20 protein-coding genes and 2 riboswitches are annotated in these 23,855 nt (G+C 66.8%); of the genes, 7 read left to right on the forward strand and 13 right to left on the reverse strand.

What is annotated here, in order from left to right:
* Positions 1-6 precede the first annotated feature (6 nt).
* The 3 genes from C7401_RS21655 to C7401_RS21665 form a co-directional block, all read right to left on the reverse strand.
* Positions 7-723: an SDR family oxidoreductase gene (locus tag C7401_RS21655; RefSeq protein WP_112173451.1), complete on the reverse strand. Its 717-nt coding sequence runs from the start codon at positions 721-723 to the stop codon at positions 7-9.
* Between the two features lie 41 nt (positions 724-764).
* Positions 765-1,646, reverse strand: a complete 882-nt coding sequence (locus tag C7401_RS21660) for an NmrA family NAD(P)-binding protein (RefSeq protein ID WP_112173452.1) — start codon at positions 1,644-1,646, stop codon at positions 765-767.
* Positions 1,647-1,741: 95 nt separating this feature from the next.
* Positions 1,742-2,332 carry a TetR/AcrR family transcriptional regulator gene (locus C7401_RS21665; RefSeq protein WP_112173453.1) on the reverse strand — a complete coding sequence of 197 codons (591 nt, stop codon included), beginning with the start codon at positions 2,330-2,332 and terminating at the stop codon, positions 1,742-1,744.
* A gap of 334 nt (positions 2,333-2,666) precedes the next feature.
* Between C7401_RS21665 and C7401_RS21670 the strand changes: the two genes are divergently transcribed.
* Genes C7401_RS21670 through C7401_RS21680 form a run of 3 tightly spaced genes read left to right on the forward strand, consistent with a single transcriptional unit; the run spans position 2,667 to position 6,734 of the window.
* Entirely contained in the window at positions 2,667-3,122 is a 456-nt protein-coding gene (locus tag C7401_RS21670; RefSeq protein ID WP_112173454.1) for a (2Fe-2S)-binding protein, read from the forward strand.
* A 1-nt stretch (position 3,123) separates the two neighbouring features.
* Positions 3,124-5,385, forward strand: coding sequence for a xanthine dehydrogenase family protein molybdopterin-binding subunit (locus C7401_RS21675; protein ID WP_112173455.1), 2,262 nt, complete (start codon positions 3,124-3,126; stop codon positions 5,383-5,385).
* Positions 5,386-5,399: 14 nt separating this feature from the next.
* Positions 5,400-6,734: a cytochrome c gene (locus C7401_RS21680; protein WP_112173456.1), complete on the forward strand. Its 1,335-nt coding sequence runs from the start codon at positions 5,400-5,402 to the stop codon at positions 6,732-6,734.
* Between the two features lie 53 nt (positions 6,735-6,787).
* On the opposite strand, the gene C7401_RS21685 is transcribed toward C7401_RS21680, so the two are convergent.
* Together C7401_RS21685 and C7401_RS21690 are read right to left on the reverse strand one after the other, a co-directional pair.
* Entirely contained in the window at positions 6,788-8,653 is a 1,866-nt protein-coding gene (locus tag C7401_RS21685; protein ID WP_112173457.1) for a hypothetical protein, read from the reverse strand.
* Positions 8,654-8,887: 234 nt separating this feature from the next.
* Positions 8,888-9,691 (reverse strand): transporter substrate-binding domain-containing protein, encoded by an 804-nt coding sequence (locus C7401_RS21690; RefSeq protein ID WP_112173458.1) that lies wholly within the window; start codon positions 9,689-9,691, stop codon positions 8,888-8,890.
* Positions 9,692-10,045: 354 nt separating this feature from the next.
* Here C7401_RS21690 and C7401_RS21695 point away from each other — a divergent pair, with 354 nt between their 5' ends.
* Positions 10,046-12,007: an acid phosphatase gene (locus tag C7401_RS21695; protein ID WP_112173459.1), complete on the forward strand. Its 1,962-nt coding sequence runs from the start codon at positions 10,046-10,048 to the stop codon at positions 12,005-12,007.
* 36 nt (positions 12,008-12,043) lie between these two features.
* Here C7401_RS21695 and C7401_RS21700 read toward each other — a convergent pair whose 3' ends face one another.
* Entirely contained in the window at positions 12,044-12,355 is a 312-nt protein-coding gene (locus C7401_RS21700; RefSeq protein ID WP_146757967.1) for a hypothetical protein, read from the reverse strand.
* A 61-nt stretch (positions 12,356-12,416) separates the two neighbouring features.
* Positions 12,417-13,520 (reverse strand): porin, encoded by a 1,104-nt coding sequence (locus tag C7401_RS21705; protein ID WP_112173461.1) that lies wholly within the window; start codon positions 13,518-13,520, stop codon positions 12,417-12,419.
* A 251-nt stretch (positions 13,521-13,771) separates the two neighbouring features.
* A riboswitch (adenosylcobalamin (AdoCbl) riboswitch) is annotated at positions 13,772-13,864 on the reverse strand.
* 146 nt (positions 13,865-14,010) lie between these two features.
* A riboswitch (cobalamin riboswitch) is annotated at positions 14,011-14,191 on the forward strand.
* 107 nt (positions 14,192-14,298) lie between these two features.
* Here C7401_RS21705 and C7401_RS21710 point away from each other — a divergent pair.
* Positions 14,299-16,227, forward strand: a complete 1,929-nt coding sequence (locus tag C7401_RS21710) for a TonB-dependent receptor domain-containing protein (RefSeq protein WP_112173462.1) — start codon at positions 14,299-14,301, stop codon at positions 16,225-16,227.
* Between the two features lie 51 nt (positions 16,228-16,278).
* Here the strand turns inward: C7401_RS21710 and C7401_RS21715 are convergent, their stop codons facing one another.
* Both C7401_RS21715 and C7401_RS21720 read right to left on the reverse strand, forming a co-directional pair.
* Positions 16,279-16,920: a Vgb family protein gene (locus tag C7401_RS21715; protein WP_112173463.1), complete on the reverse strand. Its 642-nt coding sequence runs from the start codon at positions 16,918-16,920 to the stop codon at positions 16,279-16,281.
* Between the two features lie 51 nt (positions 16,921-16,971).
* Entirely contained in the window at positions 16,972-18,192 is a 1,221-nt protein-coding gene (locus C7401_RS21720; RefSeq protein WP_112173630.1) for a helix-turn-helix domain-containing protein, read from the reverse strand.
* A 148-nt stretch (positions 18,193-18,340) separates the two neighbouring features.
* On the opposite strand from C7401_RS21720, the gene C7401_RS21725 reads away from it, so the two are divergent.
* Positions 18,341-19,105, forward strand: a complete 765-nt coding sequence (locus tag C7401_RS21725; protein ID WP_112173464.1) for a DUF899 domain-containing protein — start codon at positions 18,341-18,343, stop codon at positions 19,103-19,105.
* Positions 19,106-19,143: 38 nt separating this feature from the next.
* Positions 19,144-19,920, forward strand: coding sequence for a DUF2182 domain-containing protein (locus C7401_RS21730; protein ID WP_258397182.1), 777 nt, complete (start codon positions 19,144-19,146; stop codon positions 19,918-19,920).
* A 230-nt stretch (positions 19,921-20,150) separates the two neighbouring features.
* Here C7401_RS21730 and C7401_RS21735 read toward each other — a convergent pair whose 3' ends face one another.
* The 4 genes from C7401_RS21735 to C7401_RS21750 all read right to left on the reverse strand — a co-directional run bounded on the left by C7401_RS21735 (position 20,151) and on the right by C7401_RS21750 (position 23,846).
* Positions 20,151-20,537, reverse strand: coding sequence for a BON domain-containing protein (locus tag C7401_RS21735; protein ID WP_112173466.1), 387 nt, complete (start codon positions 20,535-20,537; stop codon positions 20,151-20,153).
* A 33-nt stretch (positions 20,538-20,570) separates the two neighbouring features.
* A complete protein-coding gene (locus C7401_RS21740; RefSeq protein ID WP_112173467.1) occupies positions 20,571-21,722 on the reverse strand; it encodes a porin in 1,152 nt (383 codons plus the stop codon).
* Positions 21,723-21,829: 107 nt separating this feature from the next.
* Positions 21,830-23,461, reverse strand: a complete 1,632-nt coding sequence (locus C7401_RS21745; protein WP_112173468.1) for a 3-(methylthio)propionyl-CoA ligase — start codon at positions 23,459-23,461, stop codon at positions 21,830-21,832.
* 55 nt (positions 23,462-23,516) lie between these two features.
* Positions 23,517-23,846 carry a Rieske (2Fe-2S) protein gene (locus tag C7401_RS21750; protein WP_112173469.1) on the reverse strand — a complete coding sequence of 110 codons (330 nt, stop codon included), beginning with the start codon at positions 23,844-23,846 and terminating at the stop codon, positions 23,517-23,519.
* Positions 23,847-23,855: the final 9 nt, after the last annotated feature.

Below are 23,855 nucleotides of genomic sequence, written 5' to 3' on the forward strand. Positions count from 1 at the left end.
ACGCGCCTATGCCCGCAGAACGTCGGGATCGATATAGCCCGCCACCGTCGCCGAAAGCGACGCCTTCAATTCGCGGCTGCCCGCATCGGCAAGCACTTCGCTCTCGCCCGCTTCGAGCGCGTCATACGCCTGACGAACGACATCCACGGGGTCGGCTTTCGGCACGTCGAAGTCTTTGGTCAGGTCGGTATCCACGAAGCCCACGTGCACGCCGACCACGCCGATCTGTCTCGCCTTCAAATGAAGCCGAAGATTGTTGGTGTAGCTCCACGCCGCCGCCTTCGAAGCCGAGTACGGCGCGAGGAACGGCACAGAGCGCCACGTCACGTCGGAAAGCACGTTGATGACGCCGCCGTTGCCATCGCCGGGAAGCTGCGCGGCGAAAGCGGCGCTCGTGCGCATCACGCCATAGAAGTTCGTCTCGAAGATGCGCCGCGCCTGTTCCTCCACGTTTTGCGCGAGGGGCGACTCGCTGACTTCCGCAATGCCGGCGTTGTTCACGAGCAGCGTGACATCGGAGGCGATTTGCGCGGCGGCGGCGACGGAAGCCGGGTCCGTCACGTCGAGCTTCACCGCAACGATGCCGGGCTCATGAAAGCCATCCGGGTTGCGCACGCCCGCATACACTTTCGCCGCGCCGCGCGCGAGCGCTTCACGCGCGAAAGCAAGGCCAAGGCCGCGGCTCGCGCCGGTCACGAACACAACGGAATTCCTGATCTTCATTTTGAATCTCCTGAACGAGTGGAGTGAAAGGCTGGACGGCTTCAAGCCTGAAAGAGATCGCGATTGGCGCGCACGAACGCTTCGACCGTTTGCGGCGCTTTTCCGGTAACGGATTCGATGATGGAGTCGGTGCCCTTGAATACGCCGTTCTGGTAATCGACGGCGACTTCGATGAAATGCTGGATCGCGAACTCCGGGAGATCGTATTGCTGCAAGTGCTCGCGATACGCTTCGAGCGTGGACGGGCGATACACGATCTTGCGGCCGATCACTTTGCCGATTTCGTCGGCAATGCCCTGGTGGTCGAGTTCGACCGGCCCGCAAAGCGTGTAGGTCTTGCCGATATGCGCGGACGGTTGCATGAGAACCGCCGCGATGAAGCGCGCCTGGTCCTCGGCGGCAATCGGCGCATGGCGGCCCGCGCCGTAAGGCAGCGTGATGGCGCCTTCCTTCACGATGGTGTCGAGCACCCACGGGAAAACGAGCCATTCGGAAAAGAACGTCGGGCGGATATGAACGGTCGGCACGCCCGACCAGTCGAGCACGCGTTCCGCGATCCAGTGATCGCGCGCCGCGTGGCTCTTCGCGTCTTCGCGGGCGGAAATCTGCGACATTTCCACGACGACTTCGAGACCGGCGCGGCGCGCGGCGTCGGCGAAATACGCCGTGCCCTGAATGAAGCCGGGACGCACCGGATAGCAGAGATACGCGCCGTCCATGCCCGACGTGGCGCGGATCAGGTCGTCGTGATCGAGCAGGTCGCCCACCACCACCTCGGCGCCGGCCGCGCGCAGCGCCGCGCTGCGCTCGTCTTCCTTGTGGACCATCGCGCGCACCGCATGGCCGGCTTCGAGAAGGATGTTGACCGTATGCACGCCGGTCTTGCCGGTGGCGCCGGTGATCAGAAACTTACGCTGTTGCATGATGAATCCCTCCAGTCGGGTTAGATGAACACTCACAAGTGCATATGCACATTTCTAGGTAAAGCGAATCGCCAGGTGTTGGCGACTTTCGTCAATCAAATCGTTTCGATGTGCTGCTTCACGTCCGCAAGCAACGACGCAGACGCTTCGGGGTCCGCAATGATGCGCGACATCGTGAGCGCGCCGACCATGGCCGCCACGGCGAACGCCGCGCGTGAGCGGTCCAGCGGCACTTCCGATGCATCTGATGCATCCGGTGCGGCCGTACGCTTCGCCAGCATCTCGACCAGTTCGTCGAACCCGCGCGACGCCACCGCCCGCGTGGCGTCGTCCGAGCGCGCCAGTTCGCTGCCCATGCTCGCAAACGGGCAACCGTTCGCCGGTGCATCGCGATGGGCCGTGGACAGATAGGCGTCAACCAGGGCGTTGAAGCCCTCCTCGCCCTCACGGCCATGCGCGGCCGCTTCGAGCAACTCGACAATACCCGCCAGCCCCGCTTCGCAAGCTTCGGCCACCAGTTGCTCCTTCGACTCGAAGTGCCGGTAGAAGCCGCCATGCGAAAGACCGGCGGCGGCCATCACGTCGGCGAGCCCCGTGGCGTGGATGCCGTTGGCCCGGAATGCATCGGCTGCGACTTCCACGATGCGGCGGCGCGTTTCGGCGGTTTCGGCCCTCGATTTCCTCATGATGTGCAGCGCTCCGTGTAGTGCGTGTTGCCCGTGTTGCGATTGATTTAGATGCTAGTCATCATCTAAATGGAAGTCAAGGCGAATTTTCAGGAACAGCCAGCGGCGCATGTCGTTAGCAAACCGGCGCGCGTCGAGGCGCGGAGTCAGGCGAGCGCACCCGCGCACGGCCGGTCTTCTGCACGTATTTAAAGGCGGCGCTACACTCAGCCGGTTATTGCAGGACGGCGCGCACACGGCGATTTCCATTAGCTTTCATGGCGGAACAGCCGGCGCGCGCGGCCTGCGATTAGCCACTCAAAACGACAAATCCCCACTTTCGGAGAGCCGTTCCATGACAACGCTAACCATCAACGGCGAAACGCATACAGTCGATGCGCCGCCCGACATGCCGCTGCTCTGGGTCCTGCGCGACATCGTCGGTCTGACCGGCACGAAGTTCGGCTGCGGCATCGCGCAGTGCGGCGCGTGCACGGTGCACCTGGACGGCGAGGCGGCGCGCTCGTGCGTGTTGCCCGTCGCAGCCGTCGCGGGCCGTAAGATCACGACCATCGAGGCCGTGGGCGCGACCCCGGCCGGGCAGAAGGTGCAGAAGGCCTGGCGCGAGGTCGACGTGGTGCAGTGCGGCTACTGCCAGTCGGGGCAGGTGATGTCGGCGGCGGCGCTCATTGCCGCGAACCCGAACCCGAGCGATGCCGACATCGACGCGGCCATGGCCGGCAACATCTGCCGCTGTGGCACCTACACCCGCATTCGCGCGGCCATCAAGCAAGCCGCGAAGGAGGCGTGAGATGTCACAAGGCCTCCTCGATGCACAGAATGGCGCGCCCCGGCGCAACGCACCCGGCGCGAGCGCAGCGCTCTCGCGCCGCGCCTTCATCAAGCTCGGCGCGGCGGCGGGCGGCGGCCTGCTGCTCGGCATCAGCTTCTCGGCCGGCGCGCAGGGCGATGCTCAGACGCGTCGATCCGTCGTCGGCGGCGACGGCAACGAAGCGCCCCAGGACGGCGTGTTCGAGCCGAACGCGTTCATCCAGATCGACCGTGCGGGCAAGGTCACGCTGATCGTCTCGAAGGTGGAGATGGGGCAAGGCGTGTACACGTCGATCCCCATGCTGATCGCGGAAGAACTGGAAGTGCCGCTCGACAGCGTGACCATCGATCACGCGCCGCCCAACGCGAAGCTCTTCACCGACCCGCTGCTCGGCGGCCAGCTCACGGGCGGCTCGACCTCGATCCGCTACGCCTGGCAGCCCATGCGCGAAGCGGGCGCGGCGGCGCGCACCGTGCTGATCCAGGCGGCCGCGCAGCAATGGCAGGTCGATCCGGCCACCTGCCACGCCAGGGCAGGCGAGGTGCTGCACGATGCGAGCGGCCGCCGCGCGGCCTATGGTCAGCTCGTGGATGCGGCCGCGCATCTGCCCGTGCCGCAGAAGGTCGCGCTCAAGGACCCGAAAAACTTCACGCTGGTCGGCAAGCCAACGGGGCGGCTCGACTCGCCCGAGAAGGTGGACGGCACGGCGCTGTTCGGTCTCGACGTGCGCCTGCCCGGCATGGTCTACGCGGCCATCGTGAACTGCCCCGTGTTCGGCGGCACGCTCGCGAAGGTCGACGACACGCATGCGAAGCAGATTCCCGGCGTCACGCGCATCGTGAAGATCGACAACGCCGTGGCCGTGATCGGAGCGCACACGTGGGCCGCCAAACGCGGCGCGGCGGCGCTCGTCGTGGAGTGGAACGAAGGCGCGGGCGCGAACGTGTCGATGCAGCAGATCGTGGGCGATCTCGCGAGCGCCTCGCAGCGCGAAGGCGCGGTTGCGCGCAAGGAAGGCGACGTGCAACAGGCTTTGGGCACGGCGAAGACGCACATCGAAGCCGTCTACCAGCAGCCGTTCCTTGCGCACGCAACGATGGAGCCGATCAACTGCACGGTTCACGTGCGCCCCGACGCCTGCGAAATCTGGGTGGGCACCCAGGTGCCCACGCGCGCCGTGGATGCGGCCGTGGCCGTCACGGGCCTCAAGCCCGAGCAGGTCACGCTGCACAACCATCTGCTCGGCGGCGGTTTCGGGCGGCGGCTCGAAGTCGATGCGATCACCCAGGCGCTGAAGATCGCCAAACAGCTCGACGTGCCGGTCAAGGTGTTCTACACGCGCGAAGAGGACATTCAGCACGACATGTACCGGCCGTACTACTACGACCGCATTTCGGCCGGGCTCGACGCGAACGGCAAGCCCGTAGCCTGGCAGCACCGCATCGCGGGCTCGTCGATCATGGCGCGCTTCGCGCCGCCCGCCTTCCAGCACGGCGTGGACCCCGACGCCGTGGAGGTCGCGGCGGACCTGCCCTACGACCTGCCGAACCAGTTGATCGAATACGTGCGCCAGGAACCGCGCGCCGTGCCCACGGCGTTCTGGCGCGGCGTGGGGCCGACGCGCGGCACCTTCGTCGTGGAAAGCTTCATCGACGAACTGGCCGTGGCCGCGAAAACCGATCCCGTCACCTACCGGCGCAACCTGCTCGGCAAGTCGCCGCGCGCGCTCAACGTGCTCGACGTGGCCACGCGCGAGGCGAACTGGGGACCGCCGTCACCGAAGGGCCAGGGGCGCGGCGTGGCGGTCATGCATGCGTTCGGCAGCTTCCTCGCGATGGTCGTGGACGTGAGCGTGGACGACGGCGAGGTGCGCGTGAACCGCGTGGTGTGCGCCGTGGATTGCGGCATGACCGTCAACCCCAAAACCATCGAGGCGCAGATCGAAGGCGGCGTCATCTTCGGCATCACGGCAACGCTGTGGGGGGAGATCACGATCGAGCGCGGACGCGTCGCGCAGACCAACTTCACCGACTACCGGATCATGCGTATCGACCAGGCACCGCAAATCGACGTGCATATCGTGAAGAGCGCCGAAGCCCCCGGAGGCATTGGCGAGCCCGGCACCTCGGCGGTCATCCCGGCCGTGGCGAACGCGATTTACGCGGCCACGGGCAAGCGTCTGCGGCATTTGCCCGTGGGCCGGCAACTCATCAACGCGGGCGCGACCGCGAAGTCGGCTTGAGGGAGCGAACCACGATGAAAACGATCAACGCCTCCCAAAGCCGCCCCCAACGCAGCCGCGGCTTGCGCCGCTTGCTCTCGCGCGGCGCAGGCGGTGCGCTCGCCCTCGCGGCGCTCGCCTGCGTGAGCGCACGCCCCGCGCTCGCTGCCGACGCCGCCACGATCCAGCGCGGCGCCTATCTCGCCGCCGTGGGCGACTGCGCGGCCTGCCACACCGCGCCGCACGGCAAGCCGTTCGCGGGCGGCCTGCCGATGACCACGCCGCTTGGCCGCATCTACACGACCAACATCACGCCGGACCCGGACACGGGCATCGGCGGCTACACGCAAGCGGACTTCGCGCGCGCCATGCGCGAAGGCGTGGCGAAGGACGGCCACAATCTCTACCCGGCCATGCCCTATCCCTCGTATGCGAAGGTGCGCGACGAAGACGTGGCCGCGCTCTACGCTTACTTCATGCAGGGCGTGCAGCCGGTCAAGCAGACCAACCGCGACGCCGACATCAAGTGGCCGATGAACATGCGCTGGCCGCTCAAGATCTGGAATGCGTTCTTCCTCGACAAGGCGGTGTATCGCGACAAGCCGGGCAAGGATGTGGCGTGGAATCGCGGCGCGTATCTCGTGCAGGGTCTCGGCCACTGCGGCTCGTGCCATACGCCGCGCGGCGTGGGGTTCAACGAGAAGGCGCTCGACGAAAGCGGCGGCGCGTGGCTCACGGGCGCGCTGCTCGACGGCTGGTACGCCTCGAACCTCACCGGCGAGCACAACACGGGCCTCGGGCGCTGGAGCGAGGCGGATCTCGCGCAGTTCCTCAAGACCGGCGCGAACCAGCACGCCTCGGCATTCGGCGCGATGACCGACGTCATCAACAAGAGCACGCAGGCCATGAACGATACGGACGTCAACGCCATCGCGCTGTACCTGAAGTCGCTGCCGGCGGCGGGCGGCGACGGCGGGCCGGCCTACGCCTACGATGCGCAGACCACCAGGGTCTCGCTCTCGCGCCCGGCCAACGATGCGGGCGCGCGCGTGTACACGGCGTACTGCATGCATTGCCACGGCGCCGACGGGCGCGGCTTCGCACCGATGTTCGCGCCGCTCGCGGGCAATCCGAACGTGCTGGAGAAAGACGCGTCGTCGCTCATCAACGTCACACTCAACGGCACCCGCGACCTCGTGATCCAGGGCGTGCCCGCCCCCTACCCCATGCCCGCCTATGCCGATGTCCTGAGCGACAAGCAGATCGCCGATGTGCTCACGTTCGTGCGCGCGGGCTGGAACAACAAGGCGGGCGCGGTGGGCGTGGCCGAAGTCGCGAAACTGCGCACGCGCACGCAGGCGGCGCGGTAGTCGGGTAGTGAGGTGAGTCGGGGCAAGGCTGTCGCCGCGCGGGCATCACGCCGTCACTGGGCACCGCGCAGCGACAGCCGGCACCACTGGTACACGAGCACGCCCTTGCCGATGCCCGCGCGGTACGGCGCACAGCCTGGCGCGTCGAGCGTGAAGCCGTGGCGCTCGAACATCGCCGCCGCCGCTTCGCGATCGGCGCGATTCTCGGCGTCGGTGTCGCGCACGTCATCGGCGCGCAGGCCCAGCGCGCACTGCTCGCCCGGCTGCGTTCCCGGCACGACCGAGGCGTGCAGCCGCAAGCGCGTCACGGCCCAGCGCATTGCCGCGCACCCGCGCTCGCTGCGCGTGAGCCCGAGATTGCCGGCCGTGGCGTTCAGCCCCGCCAGCGTATCGACGCGCCAGTTGTGCTCGCCGTCGATGAGCGCATAGATCGGGCCGCCGCGCGTGCGCGCCAGTTCGCGCATGCGCGCGTCGAAGGCGGGCGTCGCCGGAAAGCTGCTGTCGATCTGCGTGAACGCCACGTCGGTCGGGAACAGCGCGGCGATCCAGCCCCAGGCGCGCGCACGCGTCGTGGCGATCACCACCGTCGTTTGCGCCGGTTGCGCGATGGCGGGTCGCTCGGCGTGCCATAGCGGGTCCGCCCAGCCTTCGTGGCCCCACGTTCCCGCGCCGCCCGCCACCACCACGACCGTTGCGAGCGCAATCAACCCGCCCGCCACGCGCGAAGCCGCGCGAGCGCTCAGCAACTGATGCAGCAGGATCCACACCACCAGCGGCGTGAGCACCTCGATCGCGACGATATAGCGGTAGATGCTGAACAACTGCATCCACACGAGATAGCCAATCGCGACGAACACGACCACGAAGCGCGCGCGCGTGCGCAGCGGGTTGCCTTCGCGGCGCGGCGCGACCCATCGCACGACGCTCACGATCAGCCACAGCCAGAACAGCACGTACACGATCGGCCAGATGATTTGCCGGATCGACGCTTCGCCCACGCGCTTCGAGTCGTGCGCAAAGACGAACGGCCAGAGCGCGGTTTCGATCCAGTCGTGCGGCCGCCAGCGCGTGTCCGCGATCGCGTCGGCGCGCACGAGCGGGTCCGAAAACAGCGCACCGAACTGCGGATACAGCGGATTGCCGAAGGTCTCCCACATATGGGACATCCAGTAACCGCCCGTCACGGCAAAACCCACCAGCACGCCGACGCCAAACAGGAAAGCGAGCCGGATGCGCAGGAACACGCCGCCCGGATAGAACAGCAGCGCCGCGCACATCGCCACCGCGAAGACGGCATTCGTCAGCTTGAGCCCGACGCCAAAACCCGCGAGCAAGCCGCTGCATGCCACGAGCGCCACGGCGTACACGCTGCGCTGGTGCAGGCTGCCCCAGTTCGCCACGAGCATCGAGAGCGCCGCGAGGACGAACAGCGCGGTCGTATCGTCGCCCATCGAATTGCCGAGCACCGAGAGAAAATTCGCCGTGAGGCAACCGGCCAGCGCGAGCAGCAGCGGCACGCGGTAGCGCTGGTTTTGCGGCAGGTCCGGCAACGCGGCTCGCGCGATGCTCAAGAGGAATACGAAGCTCAGGCCATGCAGCGCGCCCATGGCAAAGCCGACGACACGCGACGGCAGATACAGGTTAGCGAGGTAGTACGTGACGTCGAGCAGCGGATTGAAGTACGACTGCATGCCCGCGGGCGCGAGATCGGTTTGCAGCTTGCCGTTGAGCCAGGCGAACGGGTTATACAGGTGATAGTTGTAGAGGTCCCAGTTCGCATCAGCGCCGAGCCACAGCGAATAGAGCCCGAAGAGGCAGGGCACGAGCACGCGGGCGAGCGCCAGCGCTTGCGGCGTATTGAGGTCGAATGCGCGCGAACGCGGCAAACTGGCGGTGGCGGGCGGGTCGAATCGCGGCATGGAAATGGCGTTGGCAGTCGATGAAGGAGAACCCGCCGGCGAATGCATGCTTTCAGCGCGGCGGCAAGCTCCGGTCTTGCGGTGGCTGAAGTGTAAACCACGGGGATAGCGCCGGGCGCATGCGCATGTCGACCGGCTGCGCGCGAACCACGGAGGGCGTTCGGAAGGGATTGTGCCGAGGCGCGCCGGCCGTCGATGCGGCCGGCGCGCGTGGCGAGAATGCGGATGAAGACGTTAATGTGCGAGCGGTTGCGTCACGTCCTGGCCGAACCACTGCATGGAGATCTTCTTGAGCGTGCCGTCCTGCTTGAGCGAGGTGAGCGCGTCGTTGATCGCCTTCTCGAACTTCGGATTGCCCTTGCGGAACGGAATGGCCATTTCCTGATCGGCGCCCGGCAACACGGCGCCCGGACGCAGCGGCAGGTTCGAGGTCTTGATGATATACGGCAGCATCAGGCGGTCGTCCATCGTCGCGTCGATGCGCTTCGCGGCCAGGTCACGCAGTTTCTCGGGCGCGCCGGGATAGGTTTGCACGTTGATGCCGGGCACGGCGCGCGCCATCTGGTCGTAGTTGGTGCCGAGCGTCACGCCGAGCTTCTTGTCGCCCTTGAACGCGTCGAGCGTCTTGAATTCGCGCTTGTCGTCGGCGCGCTGGATAAGCTGGGCCGCCGAGTACGTATACGGCTGGCTGAAGTCGAGCGCCTGCTGGCGCTGCGGCGTGACGGTCACCTGGTTGACGATCACGTCGAACTTGCCCGCCTGCAACGCCGCGATAATGCCGCTCCACTCGGTGGGAATGAACTCGGGCTTCACACCGAGCTTGGCCGCCACGGCCTTCGCGACATCCACGTCGAAGCCGACGAGTTCGCCCTTGCTGTCACGCGAATCGAATGGAGGATAGGTGCCTTCCAGACCGATCTTGAGCACCCCGGCCTGTTTGACGGAATCCAGCAGATCTTCGGCATGCGCGGCGACCGCGGTGAATCCAAGCGCCGATGCGGCAAGCGCGCTGGTAAGCAGGAGCTTCGACAACTTCATTCAACCTCTCCTCTTTATCGGGGTACTGGATCGCGTGACCCTCCCTGTAGCCCGTCGTACGTGCCGCGGGTCCGCGTCGCTAGAGAATACTACGATCGGCAGGGCGATCGTAGTCCGCGAACCTGAGTACTTTCCCGCGCTTGCGGCACACCTGTTCGGACTCCGCATGATTGCGCGCAGCGGCCATGAGGGTGACAAATCCGGCCATCCCGAAGCAAGGCATGCGCAGGCGCAACCACGGCAATTCAGCCGCCGCTTAACCGTAGCGTAATAAATCAGTAATTAGGGAGTAATCAAACGTAATCATAATCCGCCGCCATCGAAATCGATTCACCACGACGACGGAGCCCCAGCATGTCCGCATCACGCCCCCGTATTCCGCTGCCGCTGCGCCTCGCAGTGCTCTCCAGCATTGCCGCGCTGGCCGCCTGCGGAGGCGGCAACGGCGACCCCGCCGCCAGCGCCGCCATTCCGGCGCCGCCCGCCGACCCCGGCTTCGCCGACAATGCGCCGATTCCCGACGTGCCCGCTTTCGTCGATACCATCGCGACCAACCAGCGCGGCGACGCCCGTTACGCCACGCTCGCGACCAACGGCGGCGTGCGCGTGGTGGCGCGCTTTCTCGACCTCTGGCAGCCGCTCACGCTGCTCGTGGACGCCGGCGTGTCCGCGCCCGCGAACGGTGCGTTCCCCGCGGTCGTGCAATCGACGTGGACCGGCGTGCCAACCGACGGCACGCCCAACGGCACGATCCTCAACAGCACGGTGCTCAACGCGAACGTCCAGTACGTTGTGAGCGCAACGACCCAGCGCACCCAGGCGCAAGCCGACGCGGCCTACTACGACGACCGCCGCGGCAAGGGCTACAGCGTGACCGACGGCATGGGCCCGCTCACCGCCGCCTGGCGCGCCGCCGCGCAGCAAACCACGAGCATCACCTCGATTCCCGCGAACGCGACTTCGGTGCTCTACAACGACTCGGGCAACAACATCGGCGTGGGCAGCACGAGCAACGCGACCTTCGGCAAGGTGGTCGACCTGCTCAACACGATGGGCAACAACGCCTCCACCGAGCCCGCCAAGCGCTTCTACAAGTACGCGCGGCCGTTCCGCTGGAGCACGAGCGTCGTGGTCGATCCCACGCTCGTACCGGCCATTAGCACGACGCCTTCGACGGACGGCGGCTTTATCAGCGGCCACGAGGCCGAAGCCATGCGCGACGCGATGACGATGGCGTATCTCGTGCCCGAGCGTTATCAGGAAATGGCGAGCCGCGGTCTCGAACTCGGCGAGAACCGCATTCTCGCGGGCATGCATTCGCCGCTCGACGTGATCGGCGGGCGCATGTTCGCGCTCGCCGCCACCGCCGCGAATCTCTACGATCCCGCGAACGCCACGCTCAAGAGCGCGGCCTACGCGCAGGCGCACAGCGCGCTCATGCAGGCCACCAGCACGGACGCGACGAGCTTCGCGAGCTACGCGCATTCGGGCACGGCGACGACGGACCGCTTTGCCGACTACGCGACCAACAAGTCGGCGTTTGCGCGCCGCATGACCTTCGGCTTCGGCCAGATCGAATCGACCGAAGCGCCGCCCGTGGTGCCCAAGGGCGCGGAAGTGCTGCTCGAAACGCGCTTTCCCTACCTGAGCGCCGACCAGCGCCGCGTCGTGCTCAAGACCACGGAAATCGCCTCGGGCTACCCGGTGATGGACGACGCCGAAGGCTGGGGCCGCCTGAACATGTTCGGCGCCGCCGACGGCTATGGCGCATTCAACGGCAACGTGGCCGTTTCGATGGATGCCTCGCAGGGCGGTTTCAACGCCGCGGACACCTGGCGCAACGACATCGGCGGCTCGGGCAAGCTCACGCTCGCAGGCAGCGGCACGCTCACGCTCGCGGGCAACAACAGCTATACGGGCGGCTCGCAGGTGGGCGGCGGCGTGCTCGCGGCCACATCGGCCACGGCCTTCGGCAAGGGTGACGTGTACGTGGGCAGCGGCGGCAGCGTGAGCGTGGCGACGAGCGCGCCGTTGACGGTCACGGGCAAATACACGCAGCTCGACAACACGACGCTCGAACTCGACCTCGACGGCAACGGCGGCGGACGCCTGCGCGTGGGCGGCCAGCTTACGGTGGCGGGCGGCACGCTGCACGTGAAGTTCGTCAACGGCTACACGCCGAAGGCCGGCGACACGATCGACGTGATCGACGGCAGCGGCGCGTCGGTGAAGTTCGCAACGGTCACGGTGGACGGCTTCAAGGCGACGCCCGTGTATTCCTCGACCGGCGTTGCCATCAAGCTCTCGACATCGTAAAGCCTTGAGCGACGAGTGACCGGATGGCGCGCCGCCTCAATGCCGCACGGGCGGCGCGCCGAACACCGCGCTCACGATCACCGAGCACAGCACCGCGTCGGCGTCGTTCGCGCGCGCCTCGTTCGTCTCGTAGTCGCGCGAAGCGGGCGGCGTGTCGGCAAGCCGCCCCTGCTCGGCGGCGCTCGCCATCCATGCCTGCGCGATGTCCTGAAGCGCGCGCCAGTCGCTCTCGACGAGCCGCGCCACCACGATGCGCCCCACTTCCTCATACACGTCCCAGCAGTCGTCGCTGCCGGCTTCGAGTTCGCCCAGCAGCCGCGTCACGGCTTCGTTGTCCACGGTTCTCATGTCATGCACCCATGCGGTTCGCGCGGCGGACCGGCGCGGCAGGTTGGCTGATCGCGCCGCATCAGAAGTGGTGCCGCACACCGGCCGCCACGAGCAGCTGGTTGCGCCCGCCCGACGCGTCGCAGGTGTTGATCATCGCGAGCGCCCCTGACGACGCGCGCTGATACACCGCCTCGCTATACACGTCGGTGCGCTTCGAAAGCTGATAGACGGCCTGCACCGCGCCTTGATGCCAGTGCGCCGCATTGGCCGAGGAAGCCCCGGTGTACGCGTACATGCCCGCCAGCGAAAGCGCGGGCGTGGCCTGCCACACAGCGTTGACTTCGTAGTTGCTGAACGCGATGGACGGCAGCGGCGCGCCGCCTTCGGCCTCGCTCATGCCCGAGTGGATCGAGCGCGACCACGCCGCGCCCAGCGTGACATCGCCGAGCACGTAGCTCATGCCCGCGCCGATCATGTCTTCGCGCTGCACCGCGACTTCGGTCGGCACGAGCCCCGCGCCCGGCAGCACCGACGTGTCGTACGCGCCCAGCGACGACTCGCCGCGCCCGTCGAGATGCATCCACGCCACACCCGCATTGAACGGCCCGCCGTCGAAATGGGCGCCGAAGCCGTAGGCGCGGTTTTGCGCAAAGCGCCCCGCCGTGTTCGAGAACGCATACATCGCCCCGGCGCTGAAGCCGCCATAGGTTGCGCTCGCAACCTTCACGGCGTTCGAGGCGAGCCACGAGTTGTTGGCGTTGTCGTTGTCGAACGGATGCGCGAAGGCGGTGCCGCCCGTGCCGCCGGTGAGCACGTAGGGCGCGAAATAGTCGTGCATCGTGTCGTACTGGCGGCCGAGCGTGAGCGCGCCGAAGCGCTCCGACGCGAGGCCCACGTAGAACGGGTGGTCGTCGACGGACTCGCCGCTCGTGACCGAGAAGCCGCGTTCGAGGCGAAAGACCGCGGCATTGCCGCCGCCCAGGTCTTCCTTGCCTTGCAGGCCCCAGAAACTGCCGTCGATCAGGCCCGAGCCCGCGCGATATTGCGCGCGGCCGCCCACGTCGCTCACGTAGGCGACGCTCGCGTCGATCTCGCCATACAGCGTCATTTCCTGCGCCGACGCGCCGGTGCTTGCGAATGCCAGTACCGTCCCGCCGAGGACGGTGAAGGGAGTTTTATTCATGGCGGAGTCCGCTTTTTTTCGTTGTGGGGAGGGGTACGGACGAGCGTTGTCAGCCCTCGCTCTGCGCGGCGAGGTGTCTGAAACGTCGTAATCCGGCTCGCTATGACAGGGCGGACCCGCGCCCCGCAGCGTGCGGTCTTTGGCCGCGTGCGGCGTCAGGCGGTCGCGGCCGGACTGCCCGGTCGCGCGGTGAGATGGGGGTGTGCATGAACGGCTCCTCGGGTTACGCGCCCTGGTTTGCGTCGTGGAAAGAACGTAGCGAGGTCTGACTTCTGGCGCGTTGCCGCTTGCCAGTCACAGTGGCGCGACCGTGCCGGATTCCCACCGGCTTCCCTGCTGCGTTCCGCTCGTATTGCACTTTCCGCGACCGGGACGAGGCCCGCCGCGCGAAAAGCAATTGAAAGCATAGCGGAAGTCGTGGCGCAGGCCAAACCGGGCATTTTCGCCACACCCCGCGCACGAATGGTTGACGCGCCGAATACGCGGCCATTACCCTTGCGCGCTGATGGTTCCCGGCGACGGGATCAAAAGGGAACGCAGTGTGAGACTGCGGCTGCCCCCGCAACTGTGAACGGCGAGTCCATGCCAGAGCAGGCCACTGGGAAACCGGGAAGGCCGGCAGCGGACGTCGACCCGCAAGCCAGGAGACCTGCCATCAACCGAGTCCAGCAGCCGCAGCGGGCGGGGTGCCCCAATGCGCAAGCGCCGCCCATCCAGGTGGGCGGTCGCCCGTTGCACGGACAGCCCGTATTCAGGAGCTGTTTCCAGCCACCGCCTCATGAAGTTCCGCCATCTCGTTCTCACGTCCGCCGTGCTGGCCTGCGCATGGCAAGCCGCGCATGCGGACGGCGCGCCGTCCGCGCCAACCCGGCAGCCCGACGACGACGCCACGCTGCCCAACATTCTCGTGACGGGCGACACGCAGCATTTGCCGCAGTCGTTCGACCAGCGTTACGCGAGCACCCAGGTCCTCACGCGCGAAGACCTGGAGCGCGTCTCCCCCATCGACCCGAGCATCGCGCAGGCGCTCACCGCGCTGCCGGGCGTGAGCGTCTCGCAAAGCGGCGGCCCGGGCGCTTACTCGGCCGTGAGCATTCGCGGCTCGTCGGCAAGCCAGGTGGCCGTGTTCATCGACGGCATCCGCGTGGGCTCCTCCACCACGGGCACGGCCGAGTGGGCCGACCTGCCGACCAGCGCGTTCGACCGCGTGGAAGTGATCTCCGGCCCCGCCGCCGCCTCGTTCGGCGCGGACGCCGTGGGCGGCGTCGTGCAGCTTTTCACGCGCCACGCGTCGAATCAGCCGAACCAGACCACGGTGTCGTTCGGCGGCGGCTCGAACAAGACCTTCGACACGCAGTTGCGCACCTCCGGCACGATCCCCTCCACCGGCCCGCTTGCGGCGCTCAGCGGCCTTACCTACTCGCTAGGCCTGCACGACTACAACACGGCCGGGATCGACGCGACACAGCCGTGGGCCTACGGCCACGAAAACGGCCGCAACCCGTATCACGCGCAGAACCTGGACGCGCGCCTCGGCTACGCGCACGACAACTGGTCGATTTCGACCTTCGCGCTGTACCACCGCTCCGATCTCTCCTACGACAACCTCGGCGGCAACGACCGGCAGCGCGACAACCAGCTCACGACGGGCCTGGCGTTCCACCTCGACATCACGCCGACCACGCAGTTCGACCAGTCCGTGGGCTACGCGACCGATCGTCAGTTCCTCTATTCGAACGACCCGACGATTCCCACCGACGAGATCGACTCGACGCGCTTTTCCACCTCCACGTCGATCACGCACCAGGAAACCGGGCACACGCTGTTCGGCCAGCCGCTCAGCGGCGAGACCAAGCTCGCCTACGACTACACGCGCGAACTGGCGTTCCTGCCCGTGGACATTCCGAACGGCGTGCCCGCGCGCAACGACTCCGCCGTCTCGCTGCATCAGTCGACCACGCTCGGGCCGCTCACGCTGTTTCTCGCGGGCCGCCACGAGGTCGTGCAGGGACAGTCGGTCAACACGGGCAACGTCGCGCTCGCATGGGCGATCACGCCGGTCTACACGGCGCGCGTGTCGTACGGCAACGCGTTCCGCCTGCCGACGTTCAACGACCTGTATTACCCCGGCTACTCGAACCCGAACCTGCAACCCGAGCGCAGCGACTCGGTCGAGGCCGCGCTCGACGCCGCCACGTCGTACGGCACGTTCACGGCGGCCGTGTACGACACGCGCGTGCACGACCTCATCACCTACGACTCGCAGACCTTCCTGCCCGTGAACGTGGGCCGCGCGCATATTCAGGGCATCGACCTCTCGTACAAAGGCACGCTCGGCCAGTACACGCCGGTGAGCCTCTCGGTCGGCATCCTGAATCCGCAGGACGTGAGCGATCAGACCTGGCTCAATCGCCGCCCGCGCCAAACGGCGAGCCTGAGCGTGGACCACACGTGGGACGAGTTCCACCTGCACGCGCTGAGCACCGGCTTTTCGCTGCTGTACAACGGCTCGACCTTCGACGACCAGCAGAACACGATCTATCTGCCGTCGTGGACGACGCTCAGCCTGCGCGCGTCGTACCAGGTCAACGCGCATCTCTCGCTCTCGGCCACGCTCGCCAACGTGTTCAACCGGCAGTATGTGACCGCGTACGGCTATAGCACGCTCGGGCGCACCGCGTTCGGCAAGCTCAGCTATACGTTCTGACGCCTGGCCTGCGAGCGGGTCAAAGGGCCTCGACGGCCCGCCCGCTCGGCTCTAGCCTTCGCGCTTGGGCCGCCGCACCGCGCGAATCTTCCCGGTATTGCCGCCGCCGCAGAAAAACTGCTCGCCGCCATCGGACTCCAGCCCCGAAACGGCCGTGCCGGGCGGCATGTCGAGTTGCTCCAGCACTTCGCCCGTGTCGGGGTCGATGTGCCGCAAGTCGCTTTCGTCGCCCTCCCACGTGCCGTGCCACAACTCGCCGTCCACCCACGTCACGCCCGTGACGAAGCGGCTCGATTCGAGCGTGCGCAGAATCGCGCCCGTCTGCGGATCGATCTGATGGATCTTGCGCTCGCGGTACACGCCGACCCAGAGCGTGCCGTCCGCCCACGCGAGCCCCGAGTCGCCACCGCCGCCGGGCGCGGGAATCGTGGCGAGCACGCGGCCGGTTTCGGGTTCGATCTTGTGGATGCGGTCTTCGGAGATCTGGAACAGATGCCGGCCGTCGAAGGCCGTGCCTGCGTGCGCCGCGATCTCGATCGAGCCCAGTTGCCGCCCGCTCACGGGATTGAGCGAGGCGATCCGCTCGCCCACGGCGAACCACACCTGCTTGCCGTCGTAGGTGACGCCGCCCACCTGCTCGACGCCCGGATAAGGGCCGTACTCGCGAACAATCTCGGCCGTCGTTCGTTTCATGACTTCCTCCTTGCCGTCGGCACTGAAAAGTAGACAGAACAGGCGTTCATGCTAATCGCCCGGCAACGGCGCGGGGAGTAACAAGGTCGTCGCGAATCCGGGGACAGGCGGCGTGGTCCAGCGGCGCGCCCGGCCATAGCCGAACGACTGCACCTTCTGCGCCCCCGCGAGGGAGTCGAGTGCGCGCTGCACCGTGCGCTGGCTCGCGCCGAGCGCGAGCGCGAGCGCCGAGCTGGACCACGATTCGCCGTCGGCGAGAAACGCCAGCACGGCGGCGTGCTTTTCCTCGACCGGGCGCGCCAGCACGACCACCTCGCGCGCGTGGCGCGGCGCCAGCGCGAAGCCGTGTTGCGTCGCGCCGATTTCCGCCACCTCGCGCAGCAGCGTGCGCAAGCGCCCGATTTCGACGCGCAGCCGGGCGCGATGGGTCTCGTCGGCGTGCTTCGTGCGGAAGGCCCGCGCGATGAGCGCGTCGCGCGGCGCGTCGGCGGGCCATGCCTCGGCCAGCGCGCGGGCGAGCACGAACAGCACGGGGCGCCGCGCCAGTTCGATCAACGCGGCGCGCTCGCGTACGACGTAGCGGCACGCATCCACGACGAGCGCTGGCGAGGCGAGCAGCGCCTCGACCTCCTCCAGTAGCAGAACACGCGCCTCGCCTTGCGCGACGAGGCGCGCGGCAGGTGCGCGCAACAGCGTCTCCGCGCTCTCCACCTCCGCGCTCAGCGCCGCGATGCCGGCCTCGCGCGCGGCACGCCCGGCCTCGGCCAGCGCCCGGCGGGCCGGCTGCGTTTGAATGCGCCGCATCGCAATGCCGGCTGCGATCAGTTCATGGGCCGCGCGCAAGGACGGCGGCAAGGGTGCGGGATCGGCTTCGGCGAGCATGCGCGCAGCTTCGTCGAGACGGCCGATCAGGAGCAGGCGGCGAATTTCCAGGTAGCGCGCATGGGCAGCATTGAGGCGGTCGCCATGCGTTTCGAGCGTTTGCCGCGCCGCGGCGAGCGCGAGCGGCGGCCAGCCGAGATCGCGCGAAGCGAGCGCGATCTCGGCCTCGGCGACGATGCAGCGCGCGCGGGCCACGGCCTCGCGCGCACCGAAGGCGCGCGCCGCGCTGCGCAACAGCACCTTGGCGCGCGCGAGGTCGCCGAGCTGCGCCATGGCGATGCCGCGCAGCGCGAGCGCGGGCGCGTCGTCGCGCAACGCGACGCGATTGAGCGCCCCGAGCGGGTCACCGGCCGCGAGCGCGCGCGCCGCCGCCGTGATCAGCGAATCCATGCTCATGCGAATCCCGCCACACTTGTCACTCCCCTCGCGTTCCGGCCCGGACCTAATCTAACACGGCGATCAATCGAACCCTGATCGAACGGCGCGGCGGCGCAGACAACGCGCGGCCGCCACAGTCAATCCATAGGAGGACCAGGCGATGGCAACCCATGCAACAGGAACACGTGAAGAGTGGCTCGCGGCCCGCATCGAACTGCTGGCGACGGAGAAGGAACACACCCGGCGCTCGGACGCGCTCGCGCGGCAACGCCAGGCGCTGCCGTGGGTGCGGGTGGACAAGGCATACGGCTTCGAAACCGAAGACGGCGGCGCCTCGCTCGCCGATCTCTTCAAAGGGCGCTCGCAGTTGCTCGTGTATCACTTCATGTTCGGGCCGGACTACGCGGCGGGCTGCCCGTCGTGCTCCTCGATCGCGGACGGCTTCGACGGCATCGCCGTGCATCTGGCGAATCACGACGTGAGGCTCATGGCGGTGTCGCGCGCGCCGCTCGCAAAACTGCTGGCCTACCGCAAGCGCATGGGCTGGCATTTTCCGTGGGTGTCGTCGAGCGGCAATGACTTCAACTTCGATTTCAACGTGTCGTTTACCGAAGCGCAGCAGCGCGTGGGCGATGTCGAGTACAACTACGCGCGCAGCGGCCATGCGATGGACATGACGCCGCCGCCCGAACCCGTCGTGCAGTTCGCGGCGAGTTGCGGCACGGATGCGGCCACCTACACGCGCGACCGGCCCGGCCTGAGCGCCTTCGTGCTGGAGGACGGCGTGGTCTATCACACGTATTCGACCTACGCGCGCGGTCTGGACGGCATGTGGGGCATGTATCAATGGCTTGACCGTGCACCGAAGGGACGCAACGAGGCCGGCATCTGGTGGCGCCGGCATGATGAGTACTCCGAATCTTGAGGCTCGCCATGAAAAACGTCGGCAAAACGGTACGCAGCGTGGGCACGGCGCGCGCGATCTTCCTCGGCGTCTCGTCGCTGATTTTCGCGGCGAGTGCGGCGGCGACGCTCATCTGGTGCGCGTCGATGGACGCGATGGGCGGCACGCCCATGCCCGGCGGCTGGACGCTCTCGACGCTCTGGGCGCCGATGTGCGGACAGACGTGGCTCGACGCCGTCGTATCGTTTGCCGGCATGTGGAACGTGATGATGGTGGCGATGATGCTGCCATCGCTCGCCCCGGCATTGTGGCGCTATCTCGACGGCGCGGCGGGAAGCAGCGGCGCGCGGGCCGGTGCACTGACGGCGCTGGCGGGCGCGGGCTACTTCTTCGTGTGGCTCGTTGCGGGGCTGCTGGTGTTCGCGGCAGGCACGCAACTCGCGGCGCTCGCCGTCGCCGCGCCCGCACTGGCACATACGGCGCCTGCCGCGGCCGGAATCGTTGTTGCCATCGCGGGAGTGTTGCAGTTCACGGCGTGGAAGGGCCGGTGGATTGCGTGCTGTGCGGCAATGCCTTCGGGCGCGCATGCGCGGTTCGATGCGCGGGGGGCGTGGCGTCATGGCGCGCGGCTCGGACGGCATTGCGTGTGCTGCTGCGGGAATTTGATGGCGGCGCTGCTCGTTGCGGGGGTGATGGACCGACCGGCGATGGCTTTGGTTGCCGCGGCGATCACGGCGGAGAGGTTGATACCGGCGAGAGGAAAGGTTGCGCGCGGGGTTGGGCTGGTGGCTGTCTTGGTGGGGGTGGTGATGGTGGTGCGGGCGGTGGCCGCATAAAAAAATCGCCGCCCCGCACCCGCGAGACGGCGACAAAACGCTCCGACGCAAACGTCGAACTCACGCGTCCAGACTCGCGCCTGCACGCGAGCCCAGTCGGCATTCCGGGCTACGTTAAGCAGTCCGGATAAACAACGGGGAGCAACCCGAAAATCGCTCCATCGCTGCCCTATGAAGCACGGCAGGACTCAAACAAACGCCCTGCCGCGCCGCATTCTCACCTCGGCACGTCACATGCCGCCAAACGACTTCATCACCGTCAGCTTGTTGGTCACCGACGTCACGCCAGGCACGCCGCGCGCGATCTCCTCGACTTTGCCGATCTGCGCCGCATCGGCAACCGAGCCGTTCAACGTCACGGCGCCGCCTTTGGCGATCACGCTGATATTGCCTGCGTTGATCGACTTGTCCTTGCCGATGGCCGCATACACCTTGCGGCGCAGCGCGCGATTGGCCTGCCTGCTGGTGGGCGCCGCGGCGCCCGGCGCAGCCATGGCCGACGCCGCTTGCGCGCCGGCGGAATCGCTCGCGGCGGCTTGGGGCTGCGCCCAGGCGCTCATGGAAGCCATCGCGACCAGCGTCGCGAACACCAACCCAGCTACCCTGGAATTCATCATGGAATACTCCGTTTCTTGTTGAGGTTGTCGGGATCAGAACGCGTGACGAATGCCGACCATGGCCGCCGTCGTGGACTGGCCCGGCGCGACCGGCGAACCGTAAATGATCGTCTGGTTCATGGTCCCCTTGTTGTCGACATAACCGACTTGCGCGTAAGCCTTGGTCGCCTTCGAGATGTTGTATTCGGCGCCCACCGCAACCTCGCTCGAATGATTCGCCGAATTATTGCGATCCTTCAAGTAGTAGTAGCCCGACGTGATCTTGAACGCCGGATTGAACTGGTAGCCAAGGCCACCCGAAATCATTTCGAAGTTATACGAAGTATGGCTGAACGAGTTGTACGAGTTCGACGAGCTGAACGAGGCGGACACCGAGAATCCGCTGATCGTGTACATCGCGCCGACATAGTAGAAGTTGTTATTGTTCAGGCCCGTCGCCGGCACTGCCGGCGTGGTCGGATACGTACCCGGATACGGGTTCGTGTCGTGGCCGCTGTAGTACACGCCGGAAAGGTTCAGGCCGTAGTTCGAGTACTTGAGCACAGCCGACTCGCGCGTGCCGCCCTGGAACTGCCCCGGCACGCCGCCCGGCGCGAATTCGAGCGCGAGCGATGCCCCATAGAATTTCGGCGAGTTATAGACGATCGCGTTGCTGTCATAGAGCGCGCCGATCGGCGCGTTCGTGCTCGTGCCGGGCCAGCCCGCCGCCTGGTTCAGCCCCAGCCACGCCGTGAGAATACTGCCGAAGTACTGCGCGCCGCGCACGTCGGTGTCGGCCATCGCGTAGATCATCGGGATGATCTGGCGGCCGGCGTCGATCGTACCGAACGGGCCCGACGCGCCGATGGTCGTGATCTGGTTGAAAACCGCGGTCACGCCCGGCGTGTCGGACAGGCCCGTCTTGCCGTTATTGGAGGTGAACGACCCTTGCAGCTTGAAGTTGATCTTGTAGCCGCCGCCGATGTCCTCGCTGCCCTTCAAGCCCCAGATGCTCGAATAGATGCCGCCGTCCTTCAACTGCCAGGTGTGTCCCAGATTCTTGGCGGTCCCGGAAAAGTTTGCCGCCGATGTGCTTTGATAAAGCAAGCCACTGTCGAGCACGCCATACAGCGTAACCGACGATTGCGCATGCGCCGCGCTGGCGAACAAGGCCAACGCTGCCAGGCTGCCGAACTTCAATTTCATTGTCTCTCTCCGTGTGGTGCCTTCCGGTTGGCCCGGCGGCTTTTGGGTATTGCCTTGGGTTTTGCTTGGGTTTTGCGTAACTGAAATCGTGTGATTGCAATCTTGCCTTATCGCGCCTGCAAATAGTGATCGCCGTATTGCTCACGCAACTGGTTCTTGAGCACCTTGCCCGTCGCGCCAATCGGCACGGCATCGACGAACAGCACGGCGTCGGGTTTCCACCATTTCGCCACACGGCCGTCGAAGAAATTCAGCAGATCCTCCATACCGAGCGTGCTGCCCGCCCGCTTCACGACCAGCAGCAGCGGGCGCTCGTCCCACTTCGGGTGGCGCGCGGCGATGCAAACCGCCGTCGCGACATCGGGATGCAGGCACGCGACATTCTCGATGTCGGCCGAGCTGATCCATTCGCCGCCGGACTTGATCACGTCCTTGCTCCGGTCGACGATCTGCATGAAGCCGTCGGGGTCGATCTTCGACACATCGCCGGTCGGGAACCAGCCGTCGTGCAGCGGCGTGTCATGCTCGCCTCCAAAGTATTCGCTCGTGACCCAATGGCCGCGCACGTGCAGGTCGCCGCTCGCGTAGCCGTCCCACGGCAGTTCCTTGCCCGCCGCGTCGACGATCTTCATGTCGATGCCGAACACCGAGCGCCCTTGCCTGGCCTGCAACGCATAGCGCTGCGCCTCGGGCAGCGCGACCTGATGCGCCTTGAAGCTGCACACCGTGCCAACGGGGCTCAACTCCGTCATGCCCCATGCGTGCAGCACATCCACCTGATGACCTTTCTGGAATGCCGCCGTCATCGCCGTGGGGCACGGCGCGCCGCCGATGATCGTGCGACGCATCGAGGAGAACGAACTGTTCTGCGACCCGGCGTGCGCAAGCAGGCCCTGCCAGACCGTCGGCACGCCGGCCGAGAGCGTGACCTGTTCCTGCTCGATCAACTCGTAAAGCGACTTGCCGTCGAGCGCCGGTCCCGGAAACACGAGCTTCGCGCCCACCATGCAGGCGATGTACGGCAGCCCCCAGGCGTTCACATGGAACATGGGCACGACGGGCAGAATCGTGTCGCGCGCCGAGCAGTTCAGCGAATCGGGCAGCGCGGCCGCATAGGTGTGCAGGAGCGTCGAACGATGGCTGTAGAGCACGCCCTTCGGGTTGCCGGTCGTGCCGGACGTATAGCACAGCGACGAGGCGCTGTTTTCGTCCAGCAGCGGCCATTCGAAATCGGCGCGATGCCCTTCGATCAAATCTTCATAGCAAAGCAGCCGCGAGCCAAGGCCATGATTGCGCGGCATGTGCGCGCGGTCGGTCATCGCGACATAGAACTTCGGGCTCGTCACGCGCGACGCAACGCTTTCGATCAGCGGCAGGAACGTGAGGTCGAAGAAAATGACACGGTCCTGTGCGTGCTCGATGAGATACACGAGCTGGTCGGCATGCAGCCGCGGGTTGAGCGTATGCAGCACGGCGCCCGAGCCCGACACGGCGAAATACAGCTCCATGTGCCGGTAGCCGTTCCACGCCAGCGTGCCCACGCGCTCGCCAGGCGCGACGGCCAGGCTCGCGAGCGCATTGGCCATGCGGCGCGCGCGCTGCGCAAGATCCACATAGCGATAGCGATGGATGTCGCCTTCCACGCGGCGCGAAACGATTTCCTGCGTACCGTGGTGGCGCTCCGCATGCTTGAGCAGCGAAGCGACCAGCAGCGGCTGCTGCATCATGAGACCTTGCATGGTTTGCTATCCTAATTACCAGATGTTCGATTACGCCGCGATTCCGGATGCCGCGCTATCCGTGGTTCGAAGCGGAAGCTTCGAGGGTCACGACCAGTTTTCCGTCGACGGCGCGCACCGGGAAACACGTGAGGTTCAGCCCGCCCACACCCGGCATCGCGCCCGTGCGGACGTCGAAGCGCAGGCCGTGCGCCGGGCAACGCAGCACGCAACCCTCCAGCTGACCGCTGGCAAGCGATGCGCCGTTGTGCGGGCACGAATTGTCGATCGCGTGTATCGCGCCGTCGATATTGAACAGCACGATGCTGCGGCCATCGACGAAAGCCAGCTTGCGCTGACCCGGCGCGAGTTCGTCGACCTTGGCGACCGGTACTTCACGTGACATTGCGCTTTC

This window comes from Paraburkholderia unamae (assembly GCF_003268775.1).
Taxonomy (GTDB): Bacteria; Pseudomonadota; Gammaproteobacteria; order Burkholderiales; family Burkholderiaceae; genus Paraburkholderia; species Paraburkholderia unamae.